The 24344-nt window shown below is 65.2% G+C and carries 25 protein-coding genes; 10 read left to right on the forward strand and 15 right to left on the reverse strand.

Annotated elements, in window-relative coordinates; translation table 11 throughout:
* Positions 1 to 16: 16 nt before the first annotated feature.
* Both I6F31_RS33935 and I6F31_RS33940 read left to right on the forward strand, forming a co-directional pair.
* Positions 17 to 598 carry a peroxidase-related enzyme gene (locus I6F31_RS33935; RefSeq protein ID WP_109144125.1) on the forward strand — a complete coding sequence of 194 codons (582 nt, stop codon included), beginning with the start codon at positions 17 to 19 and terminating at the stop codon, positions 596 to 598.
* A gap of 10 nt (positions 599 to 608) precedes the next feature.
* A complete protein-coding gene (locus tag I6F31_RS33940; protein ID WP_225186866.1) occupies positions 609 to 1112 on the forward strand; it encodes an MgtC/SapB family protein in 504 nt (167 codons plus the stop codon).
* Here the strand turns inward: I6F31_RS33940 and I6F31_RS33945 are convergent.
* The 3 genes from I6F31_RS33945 to I6F31_RS33955 form a co-directional block, all read right to left on the reverse strand.
* Positions 1109 to 3661: a cation-translocating P-type ATPase gene (locus tag I6F31_RS33945; RefSeq protein WP_225186867.1), complete on the reverse strand. Its 2553-nt coding sequence runs from the start codon at positions 3659 to 3661 to the stop codon at positions 1109 to 1111. The genes I6F31_RS33940 and I6F31_RS33945 overlap by 4 nt on opposite strands.
* Positions 3658 to 3825, reverse strand: a complete 168-nt coding sequence (locus I6F31_RS33950; protein WP_167361653.1) for a hypothetical protein — start codon at positions 3823 to 3825, stop codon at positions 3658 to 3660. The genes I6F31_RS33945 and I6F31_RS33950 overlap by 4 nt, the downstream gene beginning before the upstream one ends.
* Positions 3826 to 4059: 234 nt before the next feature.
* Positions 4060 to 4203 (reverse strand): hypothetical protein, encoded by a 144-nt coding sequence (locus I6F31_RS33955; protein WP_225142791.1) that lies wholly within the window; start codon positions 4201 to 4203, stop codon positions 4060 to 4062.
* A gap of 259 nt (positions 4204 to 4462) precedes the next feature.
* Here I6F31_RS33955 and I6F31_RS33960 point away from each other — a divergent pair, with 259 nt between their 5' ends.
* A complete protein-coding gene (locus I6F31_RS33960; protein WP_165637160.1) occupies positions 4463 to 4618 on the forward strand; it encodes a hypothetical protein in 156 nt (51 codons plus the stop codon).
* A gap of 11 nt (positions 4619 to 4629) precedes the next feature.
* Here I6F31_RS33960 and I6F31_RS33965 read toward each other — a convergent pair whose 3' ends face one another.
* Positions 4630 to 5259, reverse strand: coding sequence for a ParB-like protein (locus I6F31_RS33965; RefSeq protein WP_057028844.1), 630 nt, complete (start codon positions 5257 to 5259; stop codon positions 4630 to 4632).
* Positions 5260 to 5584: 325 nt separating this feature from the next.
* Between I6F31_RS33965 and I6F31_RS33970 the strand changes: the two genes are divergently transcribed.
* The 6 genes from I6F31_RS33970 to I6F31_RS33995 all read left to right on the forward strand — a co-directional run bounded on the left by I6F31_RS33970 (position 5585) and on the right by I6F31_RS33995 (position 10371).
* Positions 5585 to 5926 (forward strand): hypothetical protein, encoded by a 342-nt coding sequence (locus I6F31_RS33970; protein WP_036001385.1) that lies wholly within the window; start codon positions 5585 to 5587, stop codon positions 5924 to 5926.
* Between the two features lie 234 nt (positions 5927 to 6160).
* Positions 6161 to 6448 carry an acyl carrier protein gene (locus tag I6F31_RS33975; protein ID WP_007592476.1) on the forward strand — a complete coding sequence of 96 codons (288 nt, stop codon included), beginning with the start codon at positions 6161 to 6163 and terminating at the stop codon, positions 6446 to 6448.
* A gap of 10 nt (positions 6449 to 6458) precedes the next feature.
* On the forward strand, positions 6459 to 6929 hold the full coding sequence (locus tag I6F31_RS33980) for a 3-hydroxyacyl-ACP dehydratase FabZ family protein (RefSeq protein ID WP_036001387.1): 471 nt from the start codon (positions 6459 to 6461) through the stop codon (positions 6927 to 6929).
* Complete coding sequence (locus I6F31_RS33985; protein ID WP_036034420.1) at positions 6926 to 8131, forward strand: beta-ketoacyl-ACP synthase; 1206 nt, start codon at positions 6926 to 6928, stop codon at positions 8129 to 8131. The genes I6F31_RS33980 and I6F31_RS33985 overlap by 4 nt, the downstream gene beginning before the upstream one ends.
* 21 nt (positions 8132 to 8152) lie before the next feature.
* A complete protein-coding gene (locus tag I6F31_RS33990; RefSeq protein WP_036001392.1) occupies positions 8153 to 9430 on the forward strand; it encodes a beta-ketoacyl-ACP synthase in 1278 nt (425 codons plus the stop codon).
* An 8-nt stretch (positions 9431 to 9438) separates the two neighbouring features.
* Positions 9439 to 10371: a lipid A biosynthesis lauroyl acyltransferase gene (locus I6F31_RS33995; protein WP_225186868.1), complete on the forward strand. Its 933-nt coding sequence runs from the start codon at positions 9439 to 9441 to the stop codon at positions 10369 to 10371.
* A gap of 99 nt (positions 10372 to 10470) precedes the next feature.
* Here I6F31_RS33995 and I6F31_RS34000 read toward each other — a convergent pair whose 3' ends face one another.
* From I6F31_RS34000 to I6F31_RS34030, 7 genes are all read right to left on the reverse strand, one after another.
* Positions 10471 to 11583, reverse strand: coding sequence for a polyamine ABC transporter substrate-binding protein (locus I6F31_RS34000; protein ID WP_225186869.1), 1113 nt, complete (start codon positions 11581 to 11583; stop codon positions 10471 to 10473).
* A gap of 6 nt (positions 11584 to 11589) precedes the next feature.
* On the reverse strand, positions 11590 to 12771 hold the full coding sequence (locus I6F31_RS34005; RefSeq protein WP_042336240.1) for an aminotransferase: 1182 nt from the start codon (positions 12769 to 12771) through the stop codon (positions 11590 to 11592).
* Positions 12772 to 12778: 7 nt separating this feature from the next.
* The gene (locus I6F31_RS34010; RefSeq protein WP_225155829.1) at positions 12779 to 13132 is read right to left on the reverse strand and encodes a rhodanese-like domain-containing protein; all 354 of its coding nucleotides are present in this window, start codon (positions 13130 to 13132) and stop codon (positions 12779 to 12781) included.
* A 146-nt stretch (positions 13133 to 13278) separates the two neighbouring features.
* Complete coding sequence (locus I6F31_RS34015) at positions 13279 to 15213, reverse strand: potassium transporter Kup (protein ID WP_225186870.1); 1935 nt, start codon at positions 15211 to 15213, stop codon at positions 13279 to 13281.
* Positions 15214 to 15353: 140 nt separating this feature from the next.
* On the reverse strand, positions 15354 to 17252 hold the full coding sequence (locus I6F31_RS34020) for a potassium transporter Kup (protein ID WP_225186871.1): 1899 nt from the start codon (positions 17250 to 17252) through the stop codon (positions 15354 to 15356).
* Positions 17253 to 17425: 173 nt separating this feature from the next.
* A complete protein-coding gene (locus I6F31_RS34025; RefSeq protein WP_036001445.1) occupies positions 17426 to 18256 on the reverse strand; it encodes a flagellar motor protein MotB in 831 nt (276 codons plus the stop codon).
* A gap of 23 nt (positions 18257 to 18279) precedes the next feature.
* Entirely contained in the window at positions 18280 to 19053 is a 774-nt protein-coding gene (locus tag I6F31_RS34030) for a MotA/TolQ/ExbB proton channel family protein (RefSeq protein WP_036001447.1), read from the reverse strand.
* Positions 19054 to 19354: 301 nt separating this feature from the next.
* Between I6F31_RS34030 and I6F31_RS34035 the strand changes: the two genes are divergently transcribed.
* Positions 19355 to 19648: a hypothetical protein gene (locus I6F31_RS34035; protein ID WP_036022295.1), complete on the forward strand. Its 294-nt coding sequence runs from the start codon at positions 19355 to 19357 to the stop codon at positions 19646 to 19648.
* Positions 19649 to 19765: 117 nt separating this feature from the next.
* Here the strand turns inward: I6F31_RS34035 and I6F31_RS34040 are convergent, their stop codons facing one another.
* The 4 genes from I6F31_RS34040 to I6F31_RS34055 all read right to left on the reverse strand — a co-directional run bounded on the left by I6F31_RS34040 (position 19766) and on the right by I6F31_RS34055 (position 24331).
* Positions 19766 to 20485, reverse strand: coding sequence for an RraA family protein (locus I6F31_RS34040; protein ID WP_036001451.1), 720 nt, complete (start codon positions 20483 to 20485; stop codon positions 19766 to 19768).
* A 124-nt stretch (positions 20486 to 20609) separates the two neighbouring features.
* Entirely contained in the window at positions 20610 to 21491 is an 882-nt protein-coding gene (locus I6F31_RS34045) for a phosphatidylcholine/phosphatidylserine synthase (protein ID WP_036001453.1), read from the reverse strand.
* Between the two features lie 86 nt (positions 21492 to 21577).
* Complete coding sequence (locus tag I6F31_RS34050; protein ID WP_276324954.1) at positions 21578 to 22306, reverse strand: phosphatidylserine decarboxylase; 729 nt, start codon at positions 22304 to 22306, stop codon at positions 21578 to 21580.
* Between the two features lie 66 nt (positions 22307 to 22372).
* Positions 22373 to 24331, reverse strand: a complete 1959-nt coding sequence (locus I6F31_RS34055; RefSeq protein WP_036001459.1) for an ABC transporter ATP-binding protein/permease — start codon at positions 24329 to 24331, stop codon at positions 22373 to 22375.
* Between the last annotated feature and the right edge of the window lie 13 nt (positions 24332 to 24344).

Genomic DNA, 24344 nt, shown 5'->3' on the forward strand with positions numbered 1-24344 from the left:
AGCTGGAACCATGCCCATGACAAAGACCGCCGCGCAACGCTTTCCCGCACCCGCCCTCGACACCCTGCCCGACGACATTCGCACGCGCCTCCTTGCCGTGCAGGAGAAGAGCGGCTTCGTCCCGAACGTGTTCCTGACGCTGGCCTATCGCCCCGACGAGTTCCGCGCCTTCTTCGCCTATCACGACGCGCTGATGGAGAAGGACGGCGGCCTCACCAAGGCCGAGCGCGAGATGATCGTGGTGGCGACGTCGGCGGCCAACCAGTGCCAATATTGCGTGATCGCCCATGGCGCGATCCTGCGCATCCGCGCCAAGAACCCTGTGATCGCCGACCAGGTCGCCATCAACTACCGCAAGGCCGATATCACGCCGCGGCAGAAGGCGATGCTCGATTTCGCCATGAAGGTCTCGGTAGACGCGCAGCGGATTTCCGAGAACGATTTCGCCGCTCTCGCGCCGCACGGCTTCAGCGACGACGACATCTGGGACATCGCCGCGATCTCCGCCTTCTTCGCGCTGTCGAACCGGCTGGCGAATTTCACGGGCATGCGGCCGAACGAGGAGTTCTATCTGATGGGCCGCCTGCCGAAGACGTAGTCGAGGCGCCATGACCGAGCTCGATTGGCCCGAAATCCTGCTGCGCCTAGGCACGGCCACGCTTGCCGGCGGCACGATCGGCCTCAACCGCGACCTGCACGGCAAGCCGATCGGGCTGAAGACGCTCGGCATCGTCGGGCTCTCCACCGCGAGCGTGGTTCTGCTCGCATTGCAGCTCGCCGAACCGGCCAGGGTCGTCGACGCCGCCAGCCGTGTCATCCAGGGCATCCTCACCGGCATCGGCTTTCTCGGCGCCGGCGTCATCGTGCACCAAAGCACCGGGTTTCGCGTTCGAGGCCTCACCAGCGCCGCCTGCACTTTCCTTGCCGCCTGCCTCGGCATCGTCTGCGGCGCCGGACAATGGAAGATCGTCGTCGTCGCCCTGGCGCTGGCCTTCGTGCTGCTGACGATTGGCCGCCGCCTCGAGCGCCGGCTGCATCGTATGCTTGGCGGCAAGGAAGATCCTCAGCGGACGGAGACCTCGCCGAGCTCGGGTCAGCGGGAGAGCGATTAGAATCGCAACCGTCGGCCCCAAAACGGCTTCAGCAGTTCGAGCGCCGTGAGCACCAGCACTCCCGCGCCGAGCGTGATCATCAAATCGTCAAGATGCAGGGGACCGAAGCGAAACAGGCCGGAGGCCGGCGGCCAGAACAAGGCTGTGGCGAGAACGAGCGCAATCAAGAGGAAGATCCAGAGCAATGCCGCGTTCGGACGGAAGAAGGCGGACAAGAACGATGCGCTGAAGGATCGATTGACCAGCACCAGCGCGAGGACGCAGACGACGAGCGCGATGAATGCGAGGGTGCGAGCCTCCTCGGGCGGAAGGCCGGAACGAAGCGCTGCGACGAAGATCACGGCGATCAAGGCGAAGGCCATCGTGCCTTGCAGAACGCTCCAGGCGATCAGGGGCCACGAGAACAGCTCCGCATCGGCACGCCGCGGCGGACGCTTCATGACGTCGCGCTCCTCCCGCTCGGCCTCGAACACCAGCGAGCAGACGGGATCGATGATCAGCTCCAGAAAGGCGATGTGCACCGGGCCGAGCACCAGCGGCAGCCCGAACACCAGGGGAAGCAGCGCAAGACCCGCGATCGGCACGTGGACGGCAAAGATAAAGGCCATGGCCTTGCGCAGATTGTCGTAGATCCGGCGACCGAGGCGGATGGATGCGACGATGGAGCTGAAGTCGTCGTCGAGCAGGACGATCGAGGACGCCTCGCGAGCGACGTCGGTGCCGCGGCCACCCATCGCGATTCCGATATGGGCGGCCTTCAGCGACGGCGCGTCGTTGACGCCGTCGCCCGTCATCGCGACGATCTCGCCGCTGCGCTTCAGCGCCTGGACGATCCGCAGCTTCTGCTCCGGCAGAACCCGCGCGAAGACGTTCGCCTTCCTGACGAGTGCCTCGAGCTCGCGGTCGTCCGCGAGCTTGACCTGCTCCCCGGTCGCGACCTCATCGACGTCGAGCCCGGCTTGCGCGGCGATCGCCATGGCGGTCGCCGGATAGTCGCCCGTGATCATGATGACGCGGATGCCGGCCGAACGGCATTCGCGAACCGCCTCCGGAACATGAGGCCGCAACGGATCGGCAAGCCCGACCAGGCCGACGAAGCGAAATACAAAAGCCTCCTGGGATTCCGGCAGGGAAGCCTCATCGCAAACGGCAACCGCCATCCCCAGCACCCGGAGCCCGTCCTTCGCCATTGCCCCGATGGCAGCTTGCACGGCCTCCCGATCGGCCTCGTTCAGCCTGCACAGGCGCGCAATCGCTTCCGGCGCGCCCTTGGCGCATGCGACGAGGTCCGCCCCTCCGGCTGTCCGCCAAACCTGGGTCATGGCCAGCAGCTCGGGGCGCAGACCATAGGTGCGCACCAGCGTCCGCTCGCCATCCATCGCGTCGCCGTCCCGCAGGACACCACGCGCGAACGAATGCAGCGCCTTCTCCATCGGATCGAACGGCTCCGGAGAGCTTGCCAGTGCCCCGCAGCGCGCCAGCTCTGCGAATTCGCGCCCGACCTGATCCGGTCCGGACGCCTCCGCGCGCAGGCGCGCGCCGTCCAGCAGGCGCAGCTCGGCGACCGACATCTGATTCTGCGTCAGCGTTCCGGTCTTGTCGGTGCACAGGACTGTTGCTGAGCCGAGGACCTCGATGGCGGCGGCGCGCCGCGTCAGGACGCGGGCCTGCGAAATCCGCCACGCACCCATGGCCATGAACACCGTGAGCACGACACCGAATTCTTCCGGAAGCATCGACATACCGATGGCGACGCCTGCCAGCAGCGCCTGCAGCCAGTCGCCGCGCGAGACGCCGTAGAGCACAATCGCGGCCAGGCTGATCACGGCGCCGCCGAGGAAGCAGAGCCGCACCAGCCTTGCGGTCTGTTGCTGAAGCCGCGGCGGCTCGGCCCGCAAGCCGCGAAGCGACAGCCCGATCTTCCCGATCTCGCTGCGCGGCCCGGTGGCCTCGACCAGCGCCAACCCCTCGCCGCGCACGACGAGCGAGCCGGAATACACGAATGGCTGATCCTCGCCGCCGGGCCGGTGAGCGGCTACTTTGATCTTGTCGGCGGTCTTCTTGCGGACGGGCACCGACTCGCCGGTCAGCAGGGACTCGTCGATCTGCAAGTCCCGCGCTTCGACGAGCGCGGCGTCGGCGGGAACGCGATCGCCTTCACCGAGGACGAGAAGGTCGCCCTGCACGACCTCGCGGCCGGCAATTCGCCGGCGCGCACCGTCACGCACCACCAGCGCCCGCGGGCTGGTCAGATCGCGCAAGGCTTCCAGCACGCGCTCGGTTCGGGTTTCCTGCACCACCGTGATCACGATGGACATTGCCCCGAACGCCAGCAGAATCACCGCCTCCTTGAGATCGCCGAGCACGAGGTAGATCAGCCCGCCGCAGAGCAGCAGCAGGAGCATCGGCTCGCGCAGCACTTCCACCACGATGCGCAGCGGACTGCGTCGTTCCGGCCGAGGCAGTTCGTTGGGGCCGTCTGCCGCGAGCCTCGCCCGCGCCTCGGTCTCACTCAGACCGGCCGCACCTCCGCGTTGCACCTCGCTCACGGTTTCCGCCGCAGGCTCCAGAAGCTGCCGGCACCGACGATTGCGGTGGCGAGCAGGACGGCGACGAAGGTCTGGATGATGGTGAAGTTCAGCGCGTCGCGCGCGACGAACAGCGCCGTGATCGCGCCGGCGAGGACAAAGAGGATGCGAAAGATGACGCTCATGGCCGTGCCTCCAAGATCTGCATGACAAGATCTGCATGACTTGGAGCCCGGGCCCTCGGCATCGGGGCGCAACGCTGTCTCTGCAACCATGCAGGCAGACCTTAGCCGGTCAGGGCGAGGCAAGTTTGCGACAGGTCAAGCCTGACCCGGCCATCATCGGTCGGCGACTGCGACGTGATGTCCGCCCAACAGCGAACAGCCGGTGCATCGCTCACGGCTGCGAGACGTATGCAGCTAGCGCTTTGCCATCAGCTCGAGCGCCGGAGCAAAGCGCTCCGCGAACGTCAACGACTTGGCGTGGTGGACTGCGGCAAAGGATGCAGAGATTCCCGCCGAAGCGACCGCGAGCAAGGCAAGTACGAAAGCCAGACGGCGCATGTTCGCCTCCTGTGTGAGCTCGACTACTCCATAGAGATGGGACCGCTCTGTTTCAGGACGGTTTCGTGGGCGCGGAAATTGATTTCGCTCAAGCGGCTGTGATGAGATCCGGCTTATCTCGGCACATTCCGTAACCAACTAACAAGGGTGGACGTGTTTTGCAGCGCCGGCCGTATTGGGAATTTGATACCCGCGAGCGCTATCCTAGGCACTGCGGCGGCAACATTCGCCGGAATGGGAGTCATTGAGGACTACGCAAATGAAGATCGTGATCCAGAAGCTCAATGGCCTGTGGCACCTCATCGTCGGATCGAGCCAGATCCGAACGCCGTTCCTGGACACCCAGGACCGCGCGCTGGTGGTAACTTACGCCCGCCGCGCCTATCCCGGCGCCAGGATCTTCCAGCGCGACTGACGTGAATACCCTCAGTCGTCGTCCGCCGGGCCGCACCAGCCGGGCAGATAGATCGCATTCTTGCTTCTGGCCGCGGCCATCGCCTTCTCGAGCGCATTATCGAAATCGGCCTCCACCGCCTTGCGCGAGACCTGCCGGCGCAGGAAGTCGGCCCACAGGAATTCGGAGAACGGTGTGGTGTCCTTGGCGAAGCCGCCCATGCGGCGCAATTCGCCGGCAAGACTGCGGAACGGATCGTCCTTGAGGTCGGCCACCGATTTCGGCAGGTCGCGGAACGAGCGCCGCTCACCCTTGGCGTCGTAAGGATAGACCCAGCGCTTGTTGTCCATGACGCCCCAGAACGCCTCGCGCTCCACCATCCTGAGATCGCCGACGACGGTCACCAGCACTTCCTTGACGCCTTCATCGTGCAGTGCGCGGCCGAGGTGATGATGATCGATCACGTAGTAGCGCGCGTCAGGACCGTAAACGACGGGGATCATGTGCTTGCCGAGCAGATCCGCCTGCTTCTTCTTGCCGTGCTCGCGCCAGCGCCTGCGCTTCTCCTTGACCTCGCGCATGCCGACCGTCATCTGCGTCGGCCGGAGCGACAGGATCGGAACCGGATGCACTCTCGGCTCGCGCGCGTTGGTCGTGGTCATGATCGAAGGCCCCTGGCAGCAACGAAACGGTTCGGGTTCCCGCGACTATGCCACGGGTCCCGCGGTGGCAAAATCCGTTCGGAAGACGCGCAGATCACAAGTCGATGCCGGCCGGTAAAAAAGACGTCCTCAATGGCTGTCGCTATGCCCGCGTTGCAGCGCAACGCTCGGGACGGACACGATGGCCCGCTGCTGGATCGCGGCACACCGGTCCATGCGCAAAATAGTACGAACGCACAAATGCATCCTGGCATTGCAAAGATTTACTGCAACGCGTGCCTCACCTATGCTATCTAGATCGCTGCTTCGGAGTGATCCCCGCCCCATGAACAATCAGCGGCCCATAAGCTCTGATGAGGAGCACCGGGTGCTCCAGTTCAGGCCGCGCACCCCGCCTTCTCCAAGGGTCCAGCGCGGCAATGGCTCCGTGCAACCGCTCCGCGGCACGCCCGAACGGCTGGACCTGTCACGCTACGAGCAGCCGCGTGCCGAGCCCGACAATTACCGGCAGCGCATGCTTGCCAACATCGCAGCGCTCGCCTTCACCATCGCGCTGACGGCGATCGGGATCTGGCTCGCGGTCAGCATCGCCGACCTGCGCCGGACCCAGGATTGCGTGCTGATGGGCCGCCGCGACTGCGTCAAGATCACAACGCCGCATATTTAAGGCCCGGCCCGGCACGGACCTCGCGGCGGATGGGTCCAGCGGGCATCCCCAGCCGCCTCCGGTGCTGTCCCCCGGCGCCTGCCCGGCTCCATTGAACTCAGGGCGGCGCTCCGATATACGGGCTTTCGACCCGGCCAGAGGGGGGTTTGAGGGCGTCATCAGGGGCGCGATGCCCAGCCACCGTGCCACTCTGGACAATCTGACAAATACCTACAATATATCAAAGGCTTAGTGATGTCCTCCACATTCGATCAGGTCGCCACGATCATCGCTGAAACCTGCGACATCCCGCGCGACACGATCACGCCGGATAGCCATGCCATCGATGACCTCGGCATCGACAGCCTCGATTTCCTCGATATCGCCTTCGCGATCGACAAGCAGTTCGGCATCAAGCTGCCGCTGGAGAAGTGGACTCAGGAGGTCAACGACGGCAAGGCGACCACCGAGCAATATTTCGTGCTGAAGAACCTGTGCGCCCGCATCGACGAACTGGTTGCGGCCAAGGGCGCGAGCGCCTAAGGGCGCAGTCATGCAACTCGAATACTTCCACATGATCGATCGCATCGTCGACCTCAAGGTCGACGAGAAGACGATCGTCGTCGAAGCGCAGGTCCCGCAGGAAAGCACCATCTTCGAGGGGCACTTCCCGGGTTATCCCTTGATGCCCGGCGTGCTCCTGATCGAATCGATGGCGCAGGCCTCGGGCTGGCTTCAACTCGGCGTGTTCCGATTCGAACGCATGCCGATCCTGGCCGCCGTGAAGGAGGCCAAGGTCCGCGGCTCGGTCTTCCCCGGCGACCTCATGAGCATCGAGGCGAGCCTCACCCATGAAGGCTCCGGCTATGCCATGACCGAAGCCAAGATCCGGGTCGGCGGCAAGCTGCGCGCCAATTCGGCGCTGACCTTCACGCTGATTCCCTTCCCCAATGCGGATATGCGCGGATACATGGCGAAGGTCGCCGAGCGCGTCGGCTTTCCGCAACAGGCCGTATCGTCATGACTGACACTCCTGCTTTGAAGCCGGGCCAGACCGAGGTCTGGATCACCGGCATTGGGCTCGCCACCTCGCTCGGCGAGGGCCTCGACGCCAACTGGGCCGCGCTTTCCGAGAAGCGCATCAATGTCGACGAGAAGGGCTTTGCGCCCTACATCGTGCATCCCTTGATGCCGGTATCCTTCGACAGCCAGATCCCGAAGAAGGGCGACCAGCGCCAGATGGAAGCCTGGCAGCGCATCGGCACCTATGCCGCCGGTCTTGCGCTCGATTCCGCCGGCATCAAAGGCAACAAGGACATCCTGTCGAAGATCGACATGGTCGTCGCCGCCGGCGGCGGAGAGCGCGACATCAACGTCGACAGCGGCATTCTCACCGCCGAGGCCAAGGGCGCTAACGCGCCGGGCTTCCTCAACGAACGGCTGATGAGCGATCTGAGGCCGACGCTGTTCCTGGCCCAGCTCTCCAACCTGCTCGCCGGCAACATCGCCATCGTGCACGGTCTGGGTGGCACCTCGCGCACCTTCATGGGCGAAGAGGTCGCCGGCGCCGACGCCGCCCGCATCGCGCTCGCGCGCATCGCCTCGGGCGAGAGCGACATCGCGCTGGTCGGCGGCTCGTACAACGGCGAGCGCAAGGACTTGCTCGTCCTCTACGAGTTCGGCGACTTCAACCTGAAGGACAAGTTCGCGCCCGTGTGGGCGCGCAAGGACCATCCCGGCTTCGCGCTCGGCTCGGCCGGCGCCTTCCTGGTGCTGGAATCGAAGGCGCATGCGGAAGCGCGCGGCGCCAAGCCGTTCGCAAAGCTGTCGAGCGTCGTCGCCGACCTCGCCAAACGCAAGCAGCCCGGCGACATGACCGCGACGCTCGAGAAACTGTGGGACAAGCTGCCCAGGCGCGAGGGCAAGGGCGCGATCATCACCGGGGCGACTGGGGCGGAGCCTGCGACCTCGGACGAGCGCGACTTCCTGAAGAACCATGCCGACTTTCCGGTGCGCTCGACCGGCACGGTGTTCGGCCACGCCATGGAAACGCAATTTCCGCTCGGCATTGCCCTCGCTGCATTGTCGATCTCGCGCGGCGCGCTGTTCCCGCCGAATGATTCCACGGGGACCGAGATTGAAATGCAGGGCGCGCCCACCCAGATCGTGGTGGTGGGAGCCGGACACTGGCGCGGCGAAGGCATGGCGCTGGTCGAGGCGGTTTAATCAGCTCAAGCGGGGATCGACATGACTGCACCACGCGACAAACTCGGGCGTCCCGTCGTCGTCGTCACCGGCATGGGCATCATGACCTCGCTCGGCGCCGGCAAATCCGACAATTGGGCAAAGCTCGTCGCCGGCGAATCCGGTATCCGCACCATCACGCGTTTTCCGATCGACGGCCTCAAGACCACGATGGCCGGCACGGTCGATTTCGTCAGCGCCGATCCGTTCTCTTCCACCGCCCTGTCCGAGCGGATGGCCGAGCTGGTGACGCAGGAAGCGCTAGAGCAGGCCGGCATCGGCGCCAAGGCCGATTTCCCGGGTCCGCTTTTCCTCGCGGTGGCGCCGGTCGAGGTTGAATGGCCGCAGCGTCGCGAGCTCGGTCGCGCCGTCGGCCAGCAAGACATCACCTATGACGATCTGCTCCGCATCTCCGGCGGCGGCAAGTTTAGCGCCTATCATCATCGCTTCATGTTCGGCTCGGTTGCCGCCTATCTTGCCGAGACCTTCGGCACCAAGGGCTCGCCGATCTCGCTGTCGACGGCGTGCGCGTCCGGAGCCACCTCGATCCAGCTCGGCGTCGAGGCGATCCGCCGCGGCGAGACGGACGCAGCGCTTTGCGTCGCGACCGACGGCACCGTGAACCCGGAAGCGCTGGTGCGCTTCTCGCTGCTCTCGGCGCTGTCGACCCAGAACGATCCGCCGCAGGCGGCCTCCCGTCCCTTCTCCAAGAACCGCGACGGTTTTGTCATGGCGGAAGGCGCCGGCGCGCTGGTGCTGGAGAGCTACGAGGCCGCGACCGCGCGCGGCGCAAAGATCCTCGGCGTGATCGCCGGCTGCGGCGAGCTCACCGATTCCTTCCACCGCACCCGCTCCTCGCCCGACGGCAAGCCGATCATCGGCTGCATGAACAAGACGCTGGCCGATGCCGGCATGACGCCGGATCAGATCGACCACATCAACGCGCACGGCACCGCGACGCCCGAGAACGACAAGATGGAGTTCAACACGACGTCGGCCGTGTTCGGCGAGCTCGCGCAGAAGATTCCGGTCACCTCCAACAAGTCGATGGTCGGCCATACCATCTCGGCCGCCGGCGCGGTCGAGGCGATCTTCTCGCTGCTCACGCTCGAGCATCAGCGCATTCCGCCGACGATCAACTACGACAATCCGGATCCCACGATCCTGTTCGACGTCGTCGGCAACAAGGCGCGCGATGCGCGCGTGACCGCGGTGATGTCGAACTCATTCGGCTTCGGCGGCCAGAACGCTTCGCTGATCCTGACCCGCGAACCGGCCTGACCGGACGCATGGCGCTGCTTCCTGCGAGCACGAAGGCCCGCGCGCGGGAGGCTGCCAAATCGCTCGGCGGCAGCCTGATCGGCGGCGCGACCGTCGCGATGCTGCGCACCACGCGCTATTTCGATCCGGCCAAGACCTCGGACTTCTTCGCGCGTGCCGTCAAGCTGATCGGGCCGCGCCTGCGCGAGCACCGCATCGGCCGCGCCAACCTCACCGCCGCCTTCCCCGAGAAGTCACCGGAGGAGATCGAACGGATCCTGATGGGCGTCTGGGACAATCTCGGCCGCGTCGGCGCCGAGTTCGCCCATATCGACCAGGTCTGGGACTACGCCCGCGATGTCCCCGAGAAGAGTCGCATCGAGATTTCCCCGCGCAGCATCGAGCTGTTCGACCAGATCCGCGACGACGGCAAGCCGGCGCTGATCTTCGCCGCACATCTTGCGAACTGGGAATTGCCGGCGCTCGCCGCGGTCGCGCATGGCCTGGACACCGCGATTCTCTATCGCCGCCCGAACATCGCCTCGGCCGATCGCATCATCCAGGAGATGCGCCAGGTCAACATGGGCACGCTGATCCCGGCCGGCCGCGACGCGCCGCTGCGGCTCGCGCAGGCGCTGAAGGACGGCAAGCACGTCGCCATGCTGATCGACCAGTATCTGACGGCCGGCGTCGAGGTCACGTTCTTCGGCCGCAAGACCCGCGCCAATCCGATGCTGGCGCGCCTCTTGCGCCAGGTCGAATGCCCAATCCACGGCGTGCGCATCATCCGCCTGCCCGACGGCCGCTTCCGCGGCGAGCTGACCGAGGAGATCCCGCCGGTGCGCGATGCCGATGGCAAGATCGACATCCAGGGCACGACGCAGGCGATCACGAGCGTGGTGGAAAGCTGGGTACGAGAACATCCCGAGCAGTGGCTATGGCTGCACAGAAGGTGGCGGTAAATACTCCGTCCTTGCGAGCGCAGCGAAGCAATCCAGAATCGTTCCACCGAAGCAGTCTGGATTGCTTCGTCGCTTCGCTCCTCGCAATGACAGGCGCTACTACCGCCCCGTCTTCACCTTGGTCCAGAGCCGGTTGATGATCCGCTGCGTCGCCGGCTCGCGCGCCGTGATGACGAACAGTTTTGCCAGCGTCGCCTCGTCCGGATAGATGTTCTTGTCATCAAGGATTTTTGGATCCACCAGCTTCTGGCTGGCGAGGTTGCCGTTGGCGTAGGACAGGAAGTCCGAGTTCTTGGCGGCAACGTCCGGGCGATAGAGATAGTTGATCAGCTCGTAGGCTTCCCTAACATTCTTGGCATCCGCGGGGATCGCGAGATTGTCGAAGAACATCTGCGCGCCCTCCCTCGGAATGGTGTAGCCGATCTCGACGCCGCTTTTGGCTTCCGCGGCGCGGGCGCGGGCCTGCATGATGTCACCGGACCAGCCGACCACGAAGCAGATCTCGCCGGTGGCGAGCGCGCTTAGATATTCGGACGAGTGAAACTTGCGTACGGAGGGGCGGACTTTCGCCACGGCATCGGCGGCCTTTTCCAGGTCCGCCTGCTTGGTCGAGTTCGGATCGAGCCCGAGCCAGCTCAGCGCCGCCGGGAAGATGTCGTCGGCGGAGTCGAGCATGTGGACGCCGCAGTCCTTGAACTTGGCGAGGTTCTCCGGCTTGAAGACGATGTCCCAGCTGTCGATCTTCGCATTAGCCCCAAGGATCTGCTTCACCTTGGCGATGTTGTAGCCGATGCCCGTCGTGCCCCACATGTAGTTGGCGGCGTAGACATTGCCGGGGTCGTAGGTGGCGAGGCGCTGCGTCACCACCGGCCAGGCATTGGCGAGGTTCGGGAGCTTCGACTTGTCGAGCTTCTGGAAGATATTGGCCTTGATCTGGCGCTGCAGGAAATAAGCGGTGGGCACCACGACGTCATAACCGGACTTGCCGGCCATCAGGCGCGTCTCCAGCGTCTCGTTGGCGTCGAAGGTATCGTAGACGACCTTGATGCCGGTCTCCTTGGTGAAGGCCTCAAGGACGTCAGGCGCCATGTAGTTGGACCAGTTGTAGAAATTGACGACCCGCTCCTCGGCACCTGCGGGAGCGGAGAGCAACGTCAGCGCGGCGGCGATCGCGAAACCAAGGCCAAAGCCGGAGCGGCCGACGTTCGTCATCTCTGTCTACCTCTTGCGTCCACGCACCGCGTCCGACAGCCGCTCCAGTGCGGTGTCGAGCGTCTCGTCCTTCTTGGCAAAGCAGAAGCGCACCACTGATGTGACCGGGTCCTGCTCGTAGAACGCCGAGACCGGGATCGCGGCGACCTTGTAGTCTTTCACGATGCGCCAGCAGAACTCGGTGTCACTCTCGTTGAGCCCGAGCGGCGACAGGTCGACGGTGAGGAAATAGGTGCCTTGCGACTTCAGCACGGGGAAGCCGAGGCTCTCCAGCCCCTTGGTCAGGCGGTCCCTGCTCCGCGTCAGGTCCTTGCGCATGGATAGGAAGTAGTCGTCGGACTTGCCGAGCCCATAGGCGACGGCGGCCTGCAGGTTCGGCGCGGTGGTGAAGGTCAGGAACTGGTGCACCTTGGCCGCGACGCGCAACAGCGGTGGCGCCGCGCAGACGAAGCCGATCTTCCAGCCCGTCAGCGAGAAGATCTTGCCGGCCGAGCCGACCTTGATGGTGCGCTCGCGCATGCCGGGGATGGTGATCAGCGGGATATGCTTGTGCTCGTCGAAGGTGACGTGCTCCCAGACCTCGTCGCAGATCGCGATGACGTCGAACTCCTGGCAGTAGCGTGCCAAGAGCTCGAGGTCCTCGCGCGGATAGACCACCGCGCTGGGATTTAAGGGGTTGTTGAAGAGCACCGCCTTGGTCTTTGAATTGAACACGCTTTTCAGCATGTCTTCATTCAGCCGCCAGTGCGGCGGCTCGAGCCGGACCAGGCGCGGAATGCCGCCGGCCTGGCGGATGATCGGCAGATAGGAATCGTAGACCGGCTGGAAGCAGACCACCTCGTCGCCGGGCTGGACCACCGCAAGGATCGCCGACGTCAGCGCCTCGGTCCCGCCGGAGGTCACCATCACTTCGCTCATCGGATCGAGCTTGAGGCCGTGCCAATGGCCGTAATGGGTCGCAATCGCCTGGCGCAGCTCCGGCAGGCCCATCATCGAGGGGTACTGGTTGTAGCCGTTCAGCGAGGCCTCGGCCGCGGCGCGGCGGATGTCCTCGGGGCCGGGATCGTCGGGAAAGCCCTGGCCGAGATTGATGGCGTTGTTGTCGCGCGCGGCCTGCGACATCGCCTCGAAGATGGTGACGGGAAGGTCGGCGAAGACCTTGTTCAGCGAAGAGCTCTTGGTCGTCATTGCGCGGTTAGCCACCGACCTTGCTGGGAAGCCCGGCCGCCTTCCAGCCCAGCATGCCGCCGGCCAGATGCTTGTCGTAAGACAGGCCCGCCGCCTGTGCCGCCAGCGAGGCCGTCACCGAGCGCTTGCCCGAACGGCAGGCGAACACGACCTCCTTGCCGGCCGGATCGGGGATCGCCTTGGGATCGAAGGTCGAGAGCGGAACCACGACGCCGTAAGGGTAAGCCTCGGCCTCGACCTCGTTTGGCTCACGGACGTCGACGAGCAGATAACGCCCTTCCGCGACACCCTTGGCGACCTCGTCCGGGGTCAGATCCTGCACTTGATTTGCCACATCATCCTCCAACGTCGCGGGCCGCATGCCGGGGTGATCCCGGCCGGCGGCAACCTCGCCTCTCGGGAGACGAAAATCAAGCGCCACAAAGGCTTGAGCCGCGCGGCGCAAGTTAAAGCTAAATCGCAGCGACTTGAAGTCCGCTTTGAATCCCAGGCCCTGAGGTCGCTGCCCTAGATCGTCACCTGCGTACCGACCTCGACCACACGGCCGGACGGGATCTGGAAATAGTCGGTGGCGTCGTTGGCGGAGCGGCTGAGCGAGATGAACAGCCGGTCCTGCCAGCGCGGCATGCCGGAATGGGCGGCGGGCTTGAGCGCCCTGCGCGACAGGAAGAACGAGGTCGACATGATGTCGAACTGCCAGCCCAGCTTGCGGGCGATCGCGAGCGCCTTCGGCACGTTGGGCGATTCCATGAAGCCGAACTTCAGCGTCACCTTGGAGAAGGTCGGTGAAATCTGCTCCAGCTTCACCCGTTCGGCCGGATCGATCCGCGGGGTCTGCGCGGTCTCGATGGTGAGAATGACGTTCTTCTCGTGCAGCACCTTGTAGTGTTTCAGACTATGCATCAGCGCGGTCGGCGCGCTGAGCGGGTCCGAGGTCAGGAACACCGCAGTGCCGGGCACCCGCTGCGGCGGCCGCTTCTCCAGCATCGCCACGAGATCGGCGAGCGGGAACTCGAGCTTGCGCGATTTCTCGAACAACAGCCGGCTGCCGCGCCGCCATGTGTACATCAAGATGATCATGACCGCACCGAGCGCCATCGGCACCCAGCCACCCTCGAAGACCTTCAACAGGTTCGCGCTCAGGAAGGTCAGATCGAGGAACAGGAACGGCGCAATCAGCGCGCCGGCGGCAAGCGCTGACCAGCGCCAGCCCTTCCAGACCACGACGAAGCCCATCATCGCCGTGACCACCATGGTACCGGTGACGGAGATGCCATAGGCGGATGCAAGCGCGCTCGACGAGCGGAACAGCAGCACCAGCAGCACCACCGCGACCAGCAGCAGCTGGTTGATGCGCGGAATGAAGATCTGGCCGGAATGGGCTTCCGACGTATGGCGAATTTCAAAGCGCGGCAGCAGCCCGAGCTGGATCGCCTGGCGCGTCAGGGAATAGGCGCCGGTGATGACGGCCTGGCTCGCGATGACGGTCGCCATGGTGGCGAGCACGACCATGCAGCCTCGGACGAAGCCTTGCGGGAACAGCTGAAAGAACGGGCTCACGATCGCGCCGGGGTCGCCGAGCACCAGCGCGCCCTGCCCCAGATAGTTCAGCGCCAGCGAGGGCAGCACGATGGTAAGCCAAGCGGTCTGGATCGGCCGCTTGCCGAAATGGCCGAGATCGGCATAGAGCGCCTCGGCGCCAGTCACCGCCAGGAACACCGCGCCCAGCGTCACGAAGCCGACGATGCCATGGTGCAGCATGAAGTTCACGGCGTAGAGCGGGTTGAGCGCAAGCAGCACCTGCGGCTGCTGGGCGATCTGAGGGATCGCCGCCACCGCCAGAACCGTGAACCAGACGCACATGATCGGGCCGAAGAAGGCGGCAACGCGCGCCGTGCCGCGGGACTGCACGGCGAACAGGCCGACCAAGATCACAACCGTCAGCGGAACGATGTAGGGCTCGAACCTTAGCGTGACGTCCTTCATGCCCTCGATCGCCGACAGCACGGAGAGCGCCGGCGTGATCACGGCATCGCCGTAGAACAAAGCTCCGGAAATGATGCCGAGCAGGACGATGGTGGCCCCGCCGCGGCCGGTGCCAACCGCCCGCTGGGCCAGCGCCATCAGTGCAAGCGTGCCGCCCTCGCCGTTGTTGTCGGCGCGGAGCAGGATCACGACGTATTTGAGCGTCACCACCACGATGAGCGCCCACAGGATCAGGGAGAGCACGCCGAGCACGGCGGCCGGCGTCGGCAACCCGTCCGCGCCCGAGGCGGCCAGCACCGCCTCGCGGAACGCGTAGAGCGGGCTGGTGCCGATGTCGCCGTAAACGACGCCGATGCTGCCGAGCGTCAGCGCGCCGAAACCGGCGGTGGTATGGGCATCGCCATGCCCATTTGCCGCCACCGTTTCCGGGGCGGGAACTGCTATGTCGCTTGTCATGGGAGAGCCCGATGGCCTCTAAAATGCTTCACTGCACAACGGCGGAAGAGCGCGCGGCTTATAGTCCTGCGCCACCGGCATGGCCTAGCCCGATTCCGGGCCATAGCCATGCAAATATGCATGGCTACGCCAGTTGCATTCTAGATGGTGACCTGGGTTCCGACTTCGACCACGCGGCCGGTGGGGATCTGGAAGTAGTCGGTGGCATCGTTGGCCGACCGGCTCAGCGCGATGAACACATGATCCTGCCAGAGCGGCATGCCCGACTGTGCCGAGGCCTTCAGTGACCTGCGCGACACGAAGAACGACGTCGACATGATGTCGAACTGCCAACCCTGCTTGCGCGCGATGGCGAGCGCCTTCGGCACGTTCGGCTGCTCCATGAAACCGAAGCGCAAGCGGACCTTGGAGAACTTTTCGCTGATCTTCTCCATCCTGAACCGCTCCGACAGATCGACCCGAGGCGTCTGCGCGGTCTCGATCGTCAGAATCACGTTGTGCTCATGCAGCACCTTGTTGTGCTTGAGATTGTGCAGGAGCGCGGTCGGCACGAACGCGGGATCGCTGGTCAGGAACACCGCGGTGCCCTTGACGATGTGCGGTGGCCGCTTCTCCAAACTGCGGATCAGATCGTCCAATGGCACCTCGATCCGGCGGGTCTTCTGGATCAGGATTGCGGAGCCCTTGCGCCAGGTCCAGATCGTCCCGGCCATGACGATGCCGAACAGCAGCGGCACCCAGGCACCTTCGAGCAGCTTGAGCAGGTTGGCGCTGAGGAAGCTCAAATCGACGATGACGAAGGGGACGATCACGGCTGCGGCCGTCGCGGCGCGCCAGTTCCACAACTTCCAGATCACGACGAAGCCCATGATGCCGTCGGCGACCATGGTGGTGGAGACGGCAATACCGTAGGCGGAAGCCAGATTGCTGGGGGTGTGGAACAGCAGCACCAGCAGCATCACGCCGATCAGCAGCAGGCGGTTGACGCGCGGCAGATAGATCTGGCCGGCATGGGATTCGGAGGTGTAACGCACCTCAAAACGCGGCAGGAGCCCGAGTTGCACGGCCTGGTGGACCAGCGAATAGGCGCCGGTGATCACCGCCTGGCTCGCGATCACGGTTGCGGCCGTCGCGAGTCCGACCAGCGGCAGGACCAGGCTCTCGGGCACCATGCGGTAAAACGAATGCTCGATCGCGCTGGGATCGGACAGCACCAGCGCACCCTGCCCGAAATAGTTGACTAGAAGCGCCGGCAGCACGAAAAACATCCAGGCCGACTGGATCGGCTTGCGGCCGAAATGGCCGAGATCGGCATAAAGCGCCTCTCCGCCCGTCACCGCCAGGAACACCGCGCCGAGCGTCACGAGGCCGATCACACCGTGCGACAGCACGAACTGCACCGCATAGTACGGATTGATCGCCGCCAGCACCGTGGGATCGTCGGCGATGTGGACAGCCCCCATCACGGCGATGACGGTGAACCAGACCACCATCACCGGCCCGAAGGCCGAGGCGACCAATGCGGTTCCCTTGCTCTGCACGGCGAACAGCAGCACCAGAATGAGCACGGTGAGCGGCACGACATAGTGCTCGAGCGCGGGGGTCGCGAGCTTGAGGCCCTGCACCGCCGAGAGCACCGAGATCGCCGGCGTGATCATGGAATCGCCGATGAACATCGAAGCGCCGATCACGCCGAGCGCGAGCAGGACCCAGCTTCGCCGCCCGAGCGCGCGCTGGCCGAGCGCCATCAGCGAGAGCGTGCCGCCCTCCCCGTTATTGTCGGCGCGCAGCAGCAAGAGGACATATTTGGCGGTGACGACGATCAGGAGCGCCCACAGGATCAGCGAGAGCACGCCGAGCACGATGACGCGCGAGACGGGCTCGCCATGGGCGGCGGCCTTGACCGCCTCGTGGAATGCATAGAGCGGCGAAGTGCCGATATCGCCAAAGACGACGCCGACACTCCCGAGCGTAAGGGCCCAAAAACTTGCGGTGGGCCGCCCGTCCTGGGTCTCGGCCTGTGTCATGCTCGCCGTCATGAAGGTGGAGAACGCTTCGTTCCTGAAATTGATCCGGCGCCTTTTGACGCTTCCGGTGCACCTGTCAATCGGCGCACCATCATAGCAGGCGCCGAGCCGGATGCTGTGACGCCACAGCCACGCTCATCGCCCGCGCGACGACATGCCTCAGGTAAGATGGTAGCGCAAGGGGGTTACGGCCTCAGATTCGGCGGCAGCGGCGGATCTTCGCGCATCAAGGTGATGGTCACCCGCCGGTTGGCTGCCAGTGAGGGATCGTCCGGAAACAGCGGCTGGGTATCGGCCTTGCCGGAGACGGCGAAGATGTGCGACGGCGGCAGGCCCTGGCGCTCGAGGATCTGGCGCACGGCGTTGGCGCGATCGGCCGACAGATCGAAGGCGCCATAGTCGCTGCGGGTCGGCACGAACCCCGCCGCGGTGTGGCCGGCGATGGAGACGCGGAGCGGCGTCGCCTTGAGCGGGATCGCGAGCTTCTCGACCAGGCGGCGGGTGCGGTCATAGGGCACCTTGGAGCCGTCGGCGAACATCGAGCGGCCGTCCTGGTCGACGATCTCGAGGTTCAGGCCCTGCTTGGTCTCCTCGAACATGATGTGCTTGGACATCTCGGTCAGTTCCGGCATGTCCTGCAACGCCTGGCGCAGCGAGGCTGCGGCCAGCGCGAAATTGCGGTCGACCTTGATCTTCGCGCCGGAGGTCTTTTCGCGGTCTTCCTGATCTGGCGTCGGCGTGTTGGAGGCATCTTCCGGCTGGATGTGGTCGACGTTCTTGAGCCGCGGGCGCGTCGGCAGGCCGTCGGATTCGACGATGCCGGAGTAGCGCGCCTCGGTCTGCACGCCGAACGCCTCGCGCATCGAGCCCGCGACGATCTTCAGCTTGTTGGCGTCTTGCGTGGAGAACGCGACCAGCATCACGAAAAACGCCAGCAGCAGCGCCATCAGGTCGGCGAAGGTCACGAACCAGCCGTGGCCGCCACCGTGAGCATTGCCGCGCTTCTTCTTGGCCATCTCTCAAAATCCAGGCGGCGGCCTCAAGCCGGCACCGGCTCGCCTTCGGTGTGACGATGCTTCTCCGGCAGATAGGCCAGCAGCATTTCGCGCACCAGGGTCGGGCTCTTGGAGTCGCGGATCATCAGGATGCCGTCGATGATCAAGGTGCGGTTGGTCTCTTCGTCCAGCAGCTTGCCGTGCAGCTTGTCCGCGATCGGCAAGCAGATCAGGTTGGCGACAACGGCGCCGTACAGGGTCGCCAGCAGCGCGGTGGCCATGAACGGGCCGAGCTTGGAGGGATCCGACATGTTGGAGAACATCTGCACCATGCCAAGCAGCGTGCCGATCATGCCGAACGCCGGGGCGCAGTCGCCGACGGCGCGGTAGATCTTGCTGCCTTCGTCGAGGTGCATCAGGAAGTTGTCCCGGTCGCGCTCCAGATTGTCGCGAATGAAATCGAGGTCGTAGCCGTCGGCAACATAGCGAATGCCCTTGGCGAGGAAGGGCTCGTCGGTCTCGACCTTTTCGAGTCCGACCGGGCCCTGCTTGCGGGCGATTTCCGCGATGCGGGCGAGCTCGTCGACAAGGTCGTGAGCCGACAGGCGGCTCAGGGTGAAAGCAAACTTCGCGCCCAGCGGCACGCCGTGGATCATCGCGGACAAAGGAAAGCGGATCATCGTCGCTGCGAACGAGCCGCCGAAGATGACGATGACGGCGTGGATGTCGTAGAACATCCCGAACGTACCGCCCATCAGGATCAGCGACGACACAACAATGGCGCCTGCGACGAGGCCGACAAGTGTTGCGATATCCATGATCGACTCCAACGCCTACGCAACAACGGCCGTCCTGGCCGCTGGCGCGGCTCAACCCCGAACCGCATCGCAGACCCTAGAGCGCCGCCCTTAAAGGCGCGTAAAGGTTAAGTCTCGACGATGTGCCGCCTGCCGCCGCAATTTGTCCCGGTTGCCGTCCAGCGATAGGAATTTCAACCCTTCGCTAACCATAATCAGGCGCCCACCACGTCACGTCGGCTGCGGCCCTCCGCCACATCGTGGACGGGGATCAGTTGGTGTCTGCTAGCGTTGCGACAGGGCCAATCGCGGAGCCAGCGCGATGTTGATGCTATTCGGTCTACTCACGGCGCTGCCCGCGGCGCTGGCGTTCCACCTGCTCGAGGCGGAACTCGTGCTTCCGGCGTTCAGCGTGCTGCTCTTTATCGAGGCCGCCTTCGCCGTGCTCGCGGCGCGGTTGATGCGCAGCTCCAACAGCGCAGACGATATCACCCTCTGGGACCTTGCCGGCGGCTTCACCCTGATCGGATGCGCAGCCGCCGTGCTCGGAGAACCGGATCAAGTCGCCCTGCTTCTGACCGAGCAAGGCGGCATTCGGCCGTCGTCCGGGCCGTAGATTGCCCTAAAGCGCGATGCGATTAGGATCAATCGTCATCGCGCTTTAGGTTATTGTTTGAGCATGATCTTTTCGGAAAACCGCTACACACTTTTCCGGATCACGCTCCAGCAGCCGTCAATGGATCTCCGCAGAGCGCTTCAGCGCGGCCTTGAGCTTCTCGAGCGAGAAGTCGGGACTGCGGGCGATCTCCAGGATCGGCGTCTCGCGGCGGCCGCACAGTTCGGCCGCCTCCGGCAGCTTTGCGGCAAGGTCGAGCGGGATCACGATGGCGCCATGCCGGTCGGCGTGGATGAGGTCGTCCGACTTCACGGTCATGCCGGCGACGCGCACCTCGCCGCCAAAGCTTTCCGCGTGCACCCAGGCGTGCGACGGGCCGATCGAGCCGGCTAGCGCCTGGAACCCTGGCGCCCATTGCGGGATGTCGCGGATCGAGCCGTCGGTGATGACGCCGAGGCAGCCGAGCGCCTTGTGCACGTTGCTCTGTACCTCGCCCCAGAACGCGCCATAGCCGACGTCGGGTCCGTCGATGTCCTGGATCACCGAGATGCGCGGGCCATGGCCGGTGCCGACATATTCGTAATATGCGATTCGGCGCTTGGACTGCTCCTCGGCCGGAAGCGATGACTTCAGAACCGAGCGGATCGTCACCGTGCGGGCATAGCCGACGATCGGCGGCAGGTCGGGAAACGGACAGACCAGCTGCTTGGTGGTGTAGCCGATCAGCCGCCGCTCGGGCGCCACGATCTCCATGGCGTTGCAGATCGTCGGCGTATCGTAACGGCCCAGCGCTTCGAGGACGGAAGCGGGCAGCGGCCCGGTCGCGGAATTGGTCACGGCGTTCTCTCCCAGGTTGGCGGCGATTGATTGCGCGATGCCGCCGGCACAAGGGCGATATAGCCGAGATCGGACCTCGACCCAACTCAGGCAGGCTTCATGGCAGATATCCGCGAGGAGCGCTTTAGTGCAGTCGTCCGGGCCGATCGTCGTCTTGCGGCGGCTCCGACAAATTCGCCAGCGTCGGCGCCGAGGGCGGTGACGGGACCTCGCCTCCCGCCGGCGCGGTGGCTTCCATCGCGCGCGCCTGGTCGCGATAGGATTTGTAGCCGAGCGGCAGCGCGAGGAGGTACAGCACCGTGCCGATCGACAGCACGTGCCAGGGATAGGCGATCAGGAGCGCGATGAAGACGATCACGGCGACGAAGGCCGGCAGCACCAGCTCGGGCGGCACGCGCATCCGCTTGGTCTTGCCGGAGAACACCGGCAGGCGCGACACCATCAGAAACGCGATCAGAAGCGTGTAGGCCGCGGTCACCGCCGCAGGTGTGCGCCCGACGTCGAGGAACGCGACATAGATCGGCAGCAGCACGGTGATCGCGCCGGCGGGCGCCGGCACGCCGGTGAAGAAATTGGCGGCGAAGGCCGGCTTGTTCGGATCGTCCATGGTGGCATTGAAGCGGGCGAGCCGCAGGCCGCCGGATATCGCGAACACCATGGCGGCGATCCAGCCGGCATTGCCGAGCTCGTGCAGCTGCCAGAAATACAGCATCAGGCCGGGCGCCACGCCGAAATTGACGAAGTCGGCGAGACTGTCGAGCTCGGCGCCGAACTTCGACTGCCCCTTGATCATGCGCGCGATGCGGCCATCGATGCCGTCGAGCGCGGCGGCGAACACGATTGCATAGACCGCGAGCGTCATCCGCCCTTCGATCGACAGGCGGATCGAGGTCAGGCCGGCGCAGATCGCCAGCAGCGTGATGACGTTGGGCACCAGCATCCGCACCGGGATCGGTCGGAACCGCCGGCGGCGGACGTCGGGATCCTTGAAATCGTAAGGCGTCATGGCTCGTCCTTATCTCGAGGCGAGATATAGCAAGCCGCGCCGCCGTCCGCCATTGCGGCGGAACGCCTGCGAGCACCGACTATTGGTTAATTGGCGCGGAACGCGCGGCCCGGGTCGTCGCCGGCAAGGTCGGCCAGGATCGTCTCTCCGGCGACCGCGGTCTGCCCTTCCGAGACCAGCGCCTTGGTGCCCACGGGCAGGTAGACGTCGAGGCGCGAGCCGAAGCGGATCAGGCCGAAACGCTCGCCGGCGCCGATCGCCTGCCCCTCCTTGACGAAGCAGACGATGCGCTTGGCGACCAGGCCGGCGATCTGGACCACGCCGATCCGCGCCGTCGGCGTCGTGATCACCAGCGAGTTGCGCTCGTTGTCCTCGCTCGCCTTGTCGAGCTCGGCGTTGATGAAGAGGCCGGGCCGGTAGGCGATACGATCCACCCTGCCCGCCACGGGCGCGCGGTTCACGTGGCAATTGAACACGCTCATGAAGATCGAGACGCGCGGCAGCGGCCGGTCGCCGAGCCCGAGCTCGGCCGGCGGCAGCGCCATGGTGATCATGGAGACACGCCCGTCGGCCGGCGACACCACGAGACCCTCGCGCGCCGGCGTCACACGGACGGGATCGCGGAAGAACAGCGCGCACCAAACGGTCAGGATCGTGCCGATCCACCCCAGCGGCGACCACAGCCAGAACAGGAGCAGGCTCGCCAGCGCAAAGGCGCCGATGAAGGGATAGCCCTCCTTGTGGATCGGCGGGATCTGACGCTGGATCGAATCGAGAATGGACATTGCTTTTTGCCGGTCGGGGGTTAATGCCACGGGGTCGTCGCGCGGGCTTGTTTAGGCCAGACTTTGTTTAGGCCAGACTTGGGACCGGAGACAAGGTCACTCCGCCGCCGCGGGCGTCGTCAGGCTATCATCGACCGGCGGCGGCTCCCGGTTAGGCGCGGCATTGGTGTCGGCCATCTTGGCCAGCTTCTCGCGGGCCTCCTCGGCCTCGCGCTGCCTGTTCCACATGCTGGCATAGAGCCCGCCCTGCGCGAGCAGGCTCGCGTGAGTGCCGCGCTCGGCGATGCGGCCCTGGTTCAGCACGATGATCTCGTCGGCGCCGACGATGGTGGAAAGCCGATGCGCGATCACCAGGGAGGTGCGGTTCTTCGCCACGCGGTCGAGCGCCCCCTGGATCTCGTGCTCCGTATGGGTGTCGAGCGCCGAGGTCGCCTCGTCGAGCACCAGGATCGGCGGCGCCTTGAGCACCGTGCGCGCGATCGCGACCCGCTGCTTCTCGCCGCCCGACAGCTTCAGGCCGCGCTCGCCAACCTGGGTCTCGTAGCCCTTCGGCGCCATGCGGATGAAGTGGTCGATCTGCGCCAGCCGCGCCGCCTCCTCGACCTCGGCATCGGTCGCGTCCCAGCGGCCGTAGCGGATGTTGTAGCGGATGGTGTCGTTGAACAGCACGGTATCCTGCGGCACCATGCCGATCGATGCGCGCAGGCTGGCCTGCGTGACCTCGCGGATGTCCTGGCCGTCGATCAGGATCCTGCCGCCGGAGACATCATAGAGGCGAAACAGAAGCCGCGAGATGGTCGATTTGCCGGCGCCAGAGGGGCCGACGATGGCAACCGTCTTGCCGGCCGGCACTTCGAAGCTGATGCCCTTGAGGATGGGGCGCGCCGGCTCATAGGCAAAGCGCACGTCCTCGAAGCGCACCGTGCCGGCGGAGATGACCAGCGGCTTCGCGCCAGGCGCGTCCTTGATCTCGGCCTCGCGGCTGAGCACGCCGAACATCTTCTCGATGTCGATGATCGCCTGCTTGATCTCGCGATAGACCATGCCCATGAAGTTCAGCGGCTGGTAGAGCTGGATCATCATGGCGTTGACCAGCACGAAATCGCCGACCGTGTTGGTGCCGTTGCGCACGCCGATCGCGCACATCAGCATGGTCGCGGTCAGGCCCAGCGTGAAGATCACCGCCTGGCCTGTGTTGAGCACCGCGAGCGAGGTGTAGGTGCGGACGCTCGCCTCCTCGTAGCGCTCGACCGACCTGTCGTAGCGCTGCGCCTCGCGTGCCTCGGCACTGAAATACTTCACCGTCTCGTAGTTGAGCAGCGAGTCGATCGCCTTGGTGTTCGCCTCGGTGTCGGAATCGTTCATCTTGCGGCGGATGCCGATCCGCCACTCGGTCGCGACGTAGGTGTAGTACATGTAGAGCGTGACCGTGATCAGGGTCGCGACCACGTAGCGCCAGTCGAATTGCCAGAGCAGCACCGCCAGCAGCAGCGAGACCTCGACGATGGTCGGGATCAGCTGCAGGATCACCATGCGCACGATGACCTCGATGCCCTCGCGGCCGCGCTCGAGCACGCGCGTGAGGCCACCGGTCTTGCGCTCGAGGTGAAAGCGCAGCGACAGCTCGTGCATGTGGATGAAGGTGAGGGTCGCGAGCTTGCGCACCGCATGCATGGCGACGCGGGCGAAGATGCCGTCGCGCCATTGCGTCAGCACCGCCATCAAGATGCGCATCACGCCGTAGCTCGCGGTCAGCAGCAAGGGCGAGGCGATCACCCAGAGATGCCAATTGTCGGCCGCGACCGGCGCGGTGTTGGCGCCGGTCAGCGCATCCGTCGCCCATTTGAAGCTGAACGGCACGGTGAGCGTGATCAGCTTGGCGGCGAGCAGCAGCACCAGCGACCAGACCACCCTCATCTTCAGGTCGGAACGGTCGCCGGGCCAGATGTAGGGCCACAGATGTGCCAGCGTGCCCATCAGCGTGGCCCCGGCCTGCGGTCCTGCCACGGAAGGATCAGGAACGTCGGCGCCGTCGAACGATTGAGGTTGGTCCATCAACAAACCCGAA

Origin of the sequence: Bradyrhizobium sp. NBAIM01, assembly GCF_020194115.1 — a bacterium.
GTDB lineage: Bacteria > Pseudomonadota > Alphaproteobacteria > Rhizobiales > Xanthobacteraceae > Bradyrhizobium > Bradyrhizobium yuanmingense.

Excerpts from the sequence above, each read along its gene's own strand:
- I6F31_RS34045 (WP_036001453.1), bottom strand. The coding sequence starts at position 21,491 with ATGACGCCTTACGATTTCAAGGATCCCGACGTCCGCCGCCGGCGGTTC.
- I6F31_RS33965 (WP_057028844.1), bottom strand. The coding sequence starts at position 5,259 with ATGACCACGACCAACGCGCGCGAGCCGAGAGTGCATCCGGTTCCGATC.
- I6F31_RS34055 (WP_036001459.1), bottom strand. The coding sequence starts at position 24,331 with ATGGACCAACCTCAATCGTTCGACGGCGCCGACGTTCCTGATCCTTCC.
- I6F31_RS33990 (WP_036001392.1), top strand. The coding sequence starts at position 8,153 with ATGACTGCACCACGCGACAAACTCGGGCGTCCCGTCGTCGTCGTCACC.
- I6F31_RS34035 (WP_036022295.1), top strand. The coding sequence starts at position 19,355 with ATGTTGATGCTATTCGGTCTACTCACGGCGCTGCCCGCGGCGCTGGCG.
- I6F31_RS33975 (WP_007592476.1), top strand. The coding sequence starts at position 6,161 with ATGTCCTCCACATTCGATCAGGTCGCCACGATCATCGCTGAAACCTGC.
- I6F31_RS34025 (WP_036001445.1), bottom strand. The coding sequence starts at position 18,256 with ATGGCCAAGAAGAAGCGCGGCAATGCTCACGGTGGCGGCCACGGCTGG.
- I6F31_RS33960 (WP_165637160.1), top strand. The coding sequence starts at position 4,463 with ATGAAGATCGTGATCCAGAAGCTCAATGGCCTGTGGCACCTCATCGTC.
- I6F31_RS34010 (WP_225155829.1), bottom strand. The coding sequence starts at position 13,132 with ATGCGGCCCGCGACGTTGGAGGATGATGTGGCAAATCAAGTGCAGGAT.
- I6F31_RS34030 (WP_036001447.1), bottom strand. The coding sequence starts at position 19,053 with ATGGATATCGCAACACTTGTCGGCCTCGTCGCAGGCGCCATTGTTGTG.
- I6F31_RS34005 (WP_042336240.1), bottom strand. The coding sequence starts at position 12,771 with ATGACGACCAAGAGCTCTTCGCTGAACAAGGTCTTCGCCGACCTTCCC.
- I6F31_RS33940 (WP_225186866.1), top strand. The coding sequence starts at position 609 with ATGACCGAGCTCGATTGGCCCGAAATCCTGCTGCGCCTAGGCACGGCC.
- I6F31_RS33955 (WP_225142791.1), bottom strand. The coding sequence starts at position 4,203 with ATGCGCCGTCTGGCTTTCGTACTTGCCTTGCTCGCGGTCGCTTCGGCG.
- I6F31_RS33970 (WP_036001385.1), top strand. The coding sequence starts at position 5,585 with ATGAACAATCAGCGGCCCATAAGCTCTGATGAGGAGCACCGGGTGCTC.
- I6F31_RS33985 (WP_036034420.1), top strand. The coding sequence starts at position 6,926 with ATGACTGACACTCCTGCTTTGAAGCCGGGCCAGACCGAGGTCTGGATC.
- I6F31_RS33935 (WP_109144125.1), top strand. The coding sequence starts at position 17 with ATGACAAAGACCGCCGCGCAACGCTTTCCCGCACCCGCCCTCGACACC.
- I6F31_RS33995 (WP_225186868.1), top strand. The coding sequence starts at position 9,439 with ATGGCGCTGCTTCCTGCGAGCACGAAGGCCCGCGCGCGGGAGGCTGCC.
- I6F31_RS33950 (WP_167361653.1), bottom strand. The coding sequence starts at position 3,825 with ATGAGCGTCATCTTTCGCATCCTCTTTGTCCTCGCCGGCGCGATCACG.
- I6F31_RS33980 (WP_036001387.1), top strand. The coding sequence starts at position 6,459 with ATGCAACTCGAATACTTCCACATGATCGATCGCATCGTCGACCTCAAG.
- I6F31_RS34000 (WP_225186869.1), bottom strand. The coding sequence starts at position 11,583 with ATGACGAACGTCGGCCGCTCCGGCTTTGGCCTTGGTTTCGCGATCGCC.
- I6F31_RS34015 (WP_225186870.1), bottom strand. The coding sequence starts at position 15,213 with ATGACAAGCGACATAGCAGTTCCCGCCCCGGAAACGGTGGCGGCAAAT.
- I6F31_RS34020 (WP_225186871.1), bottom strand. The coding sequence starts at position 17,252 with ATGACGGCGAGCATGACACAGGCCGAGACCCAGGACGGGCGGCCCACC.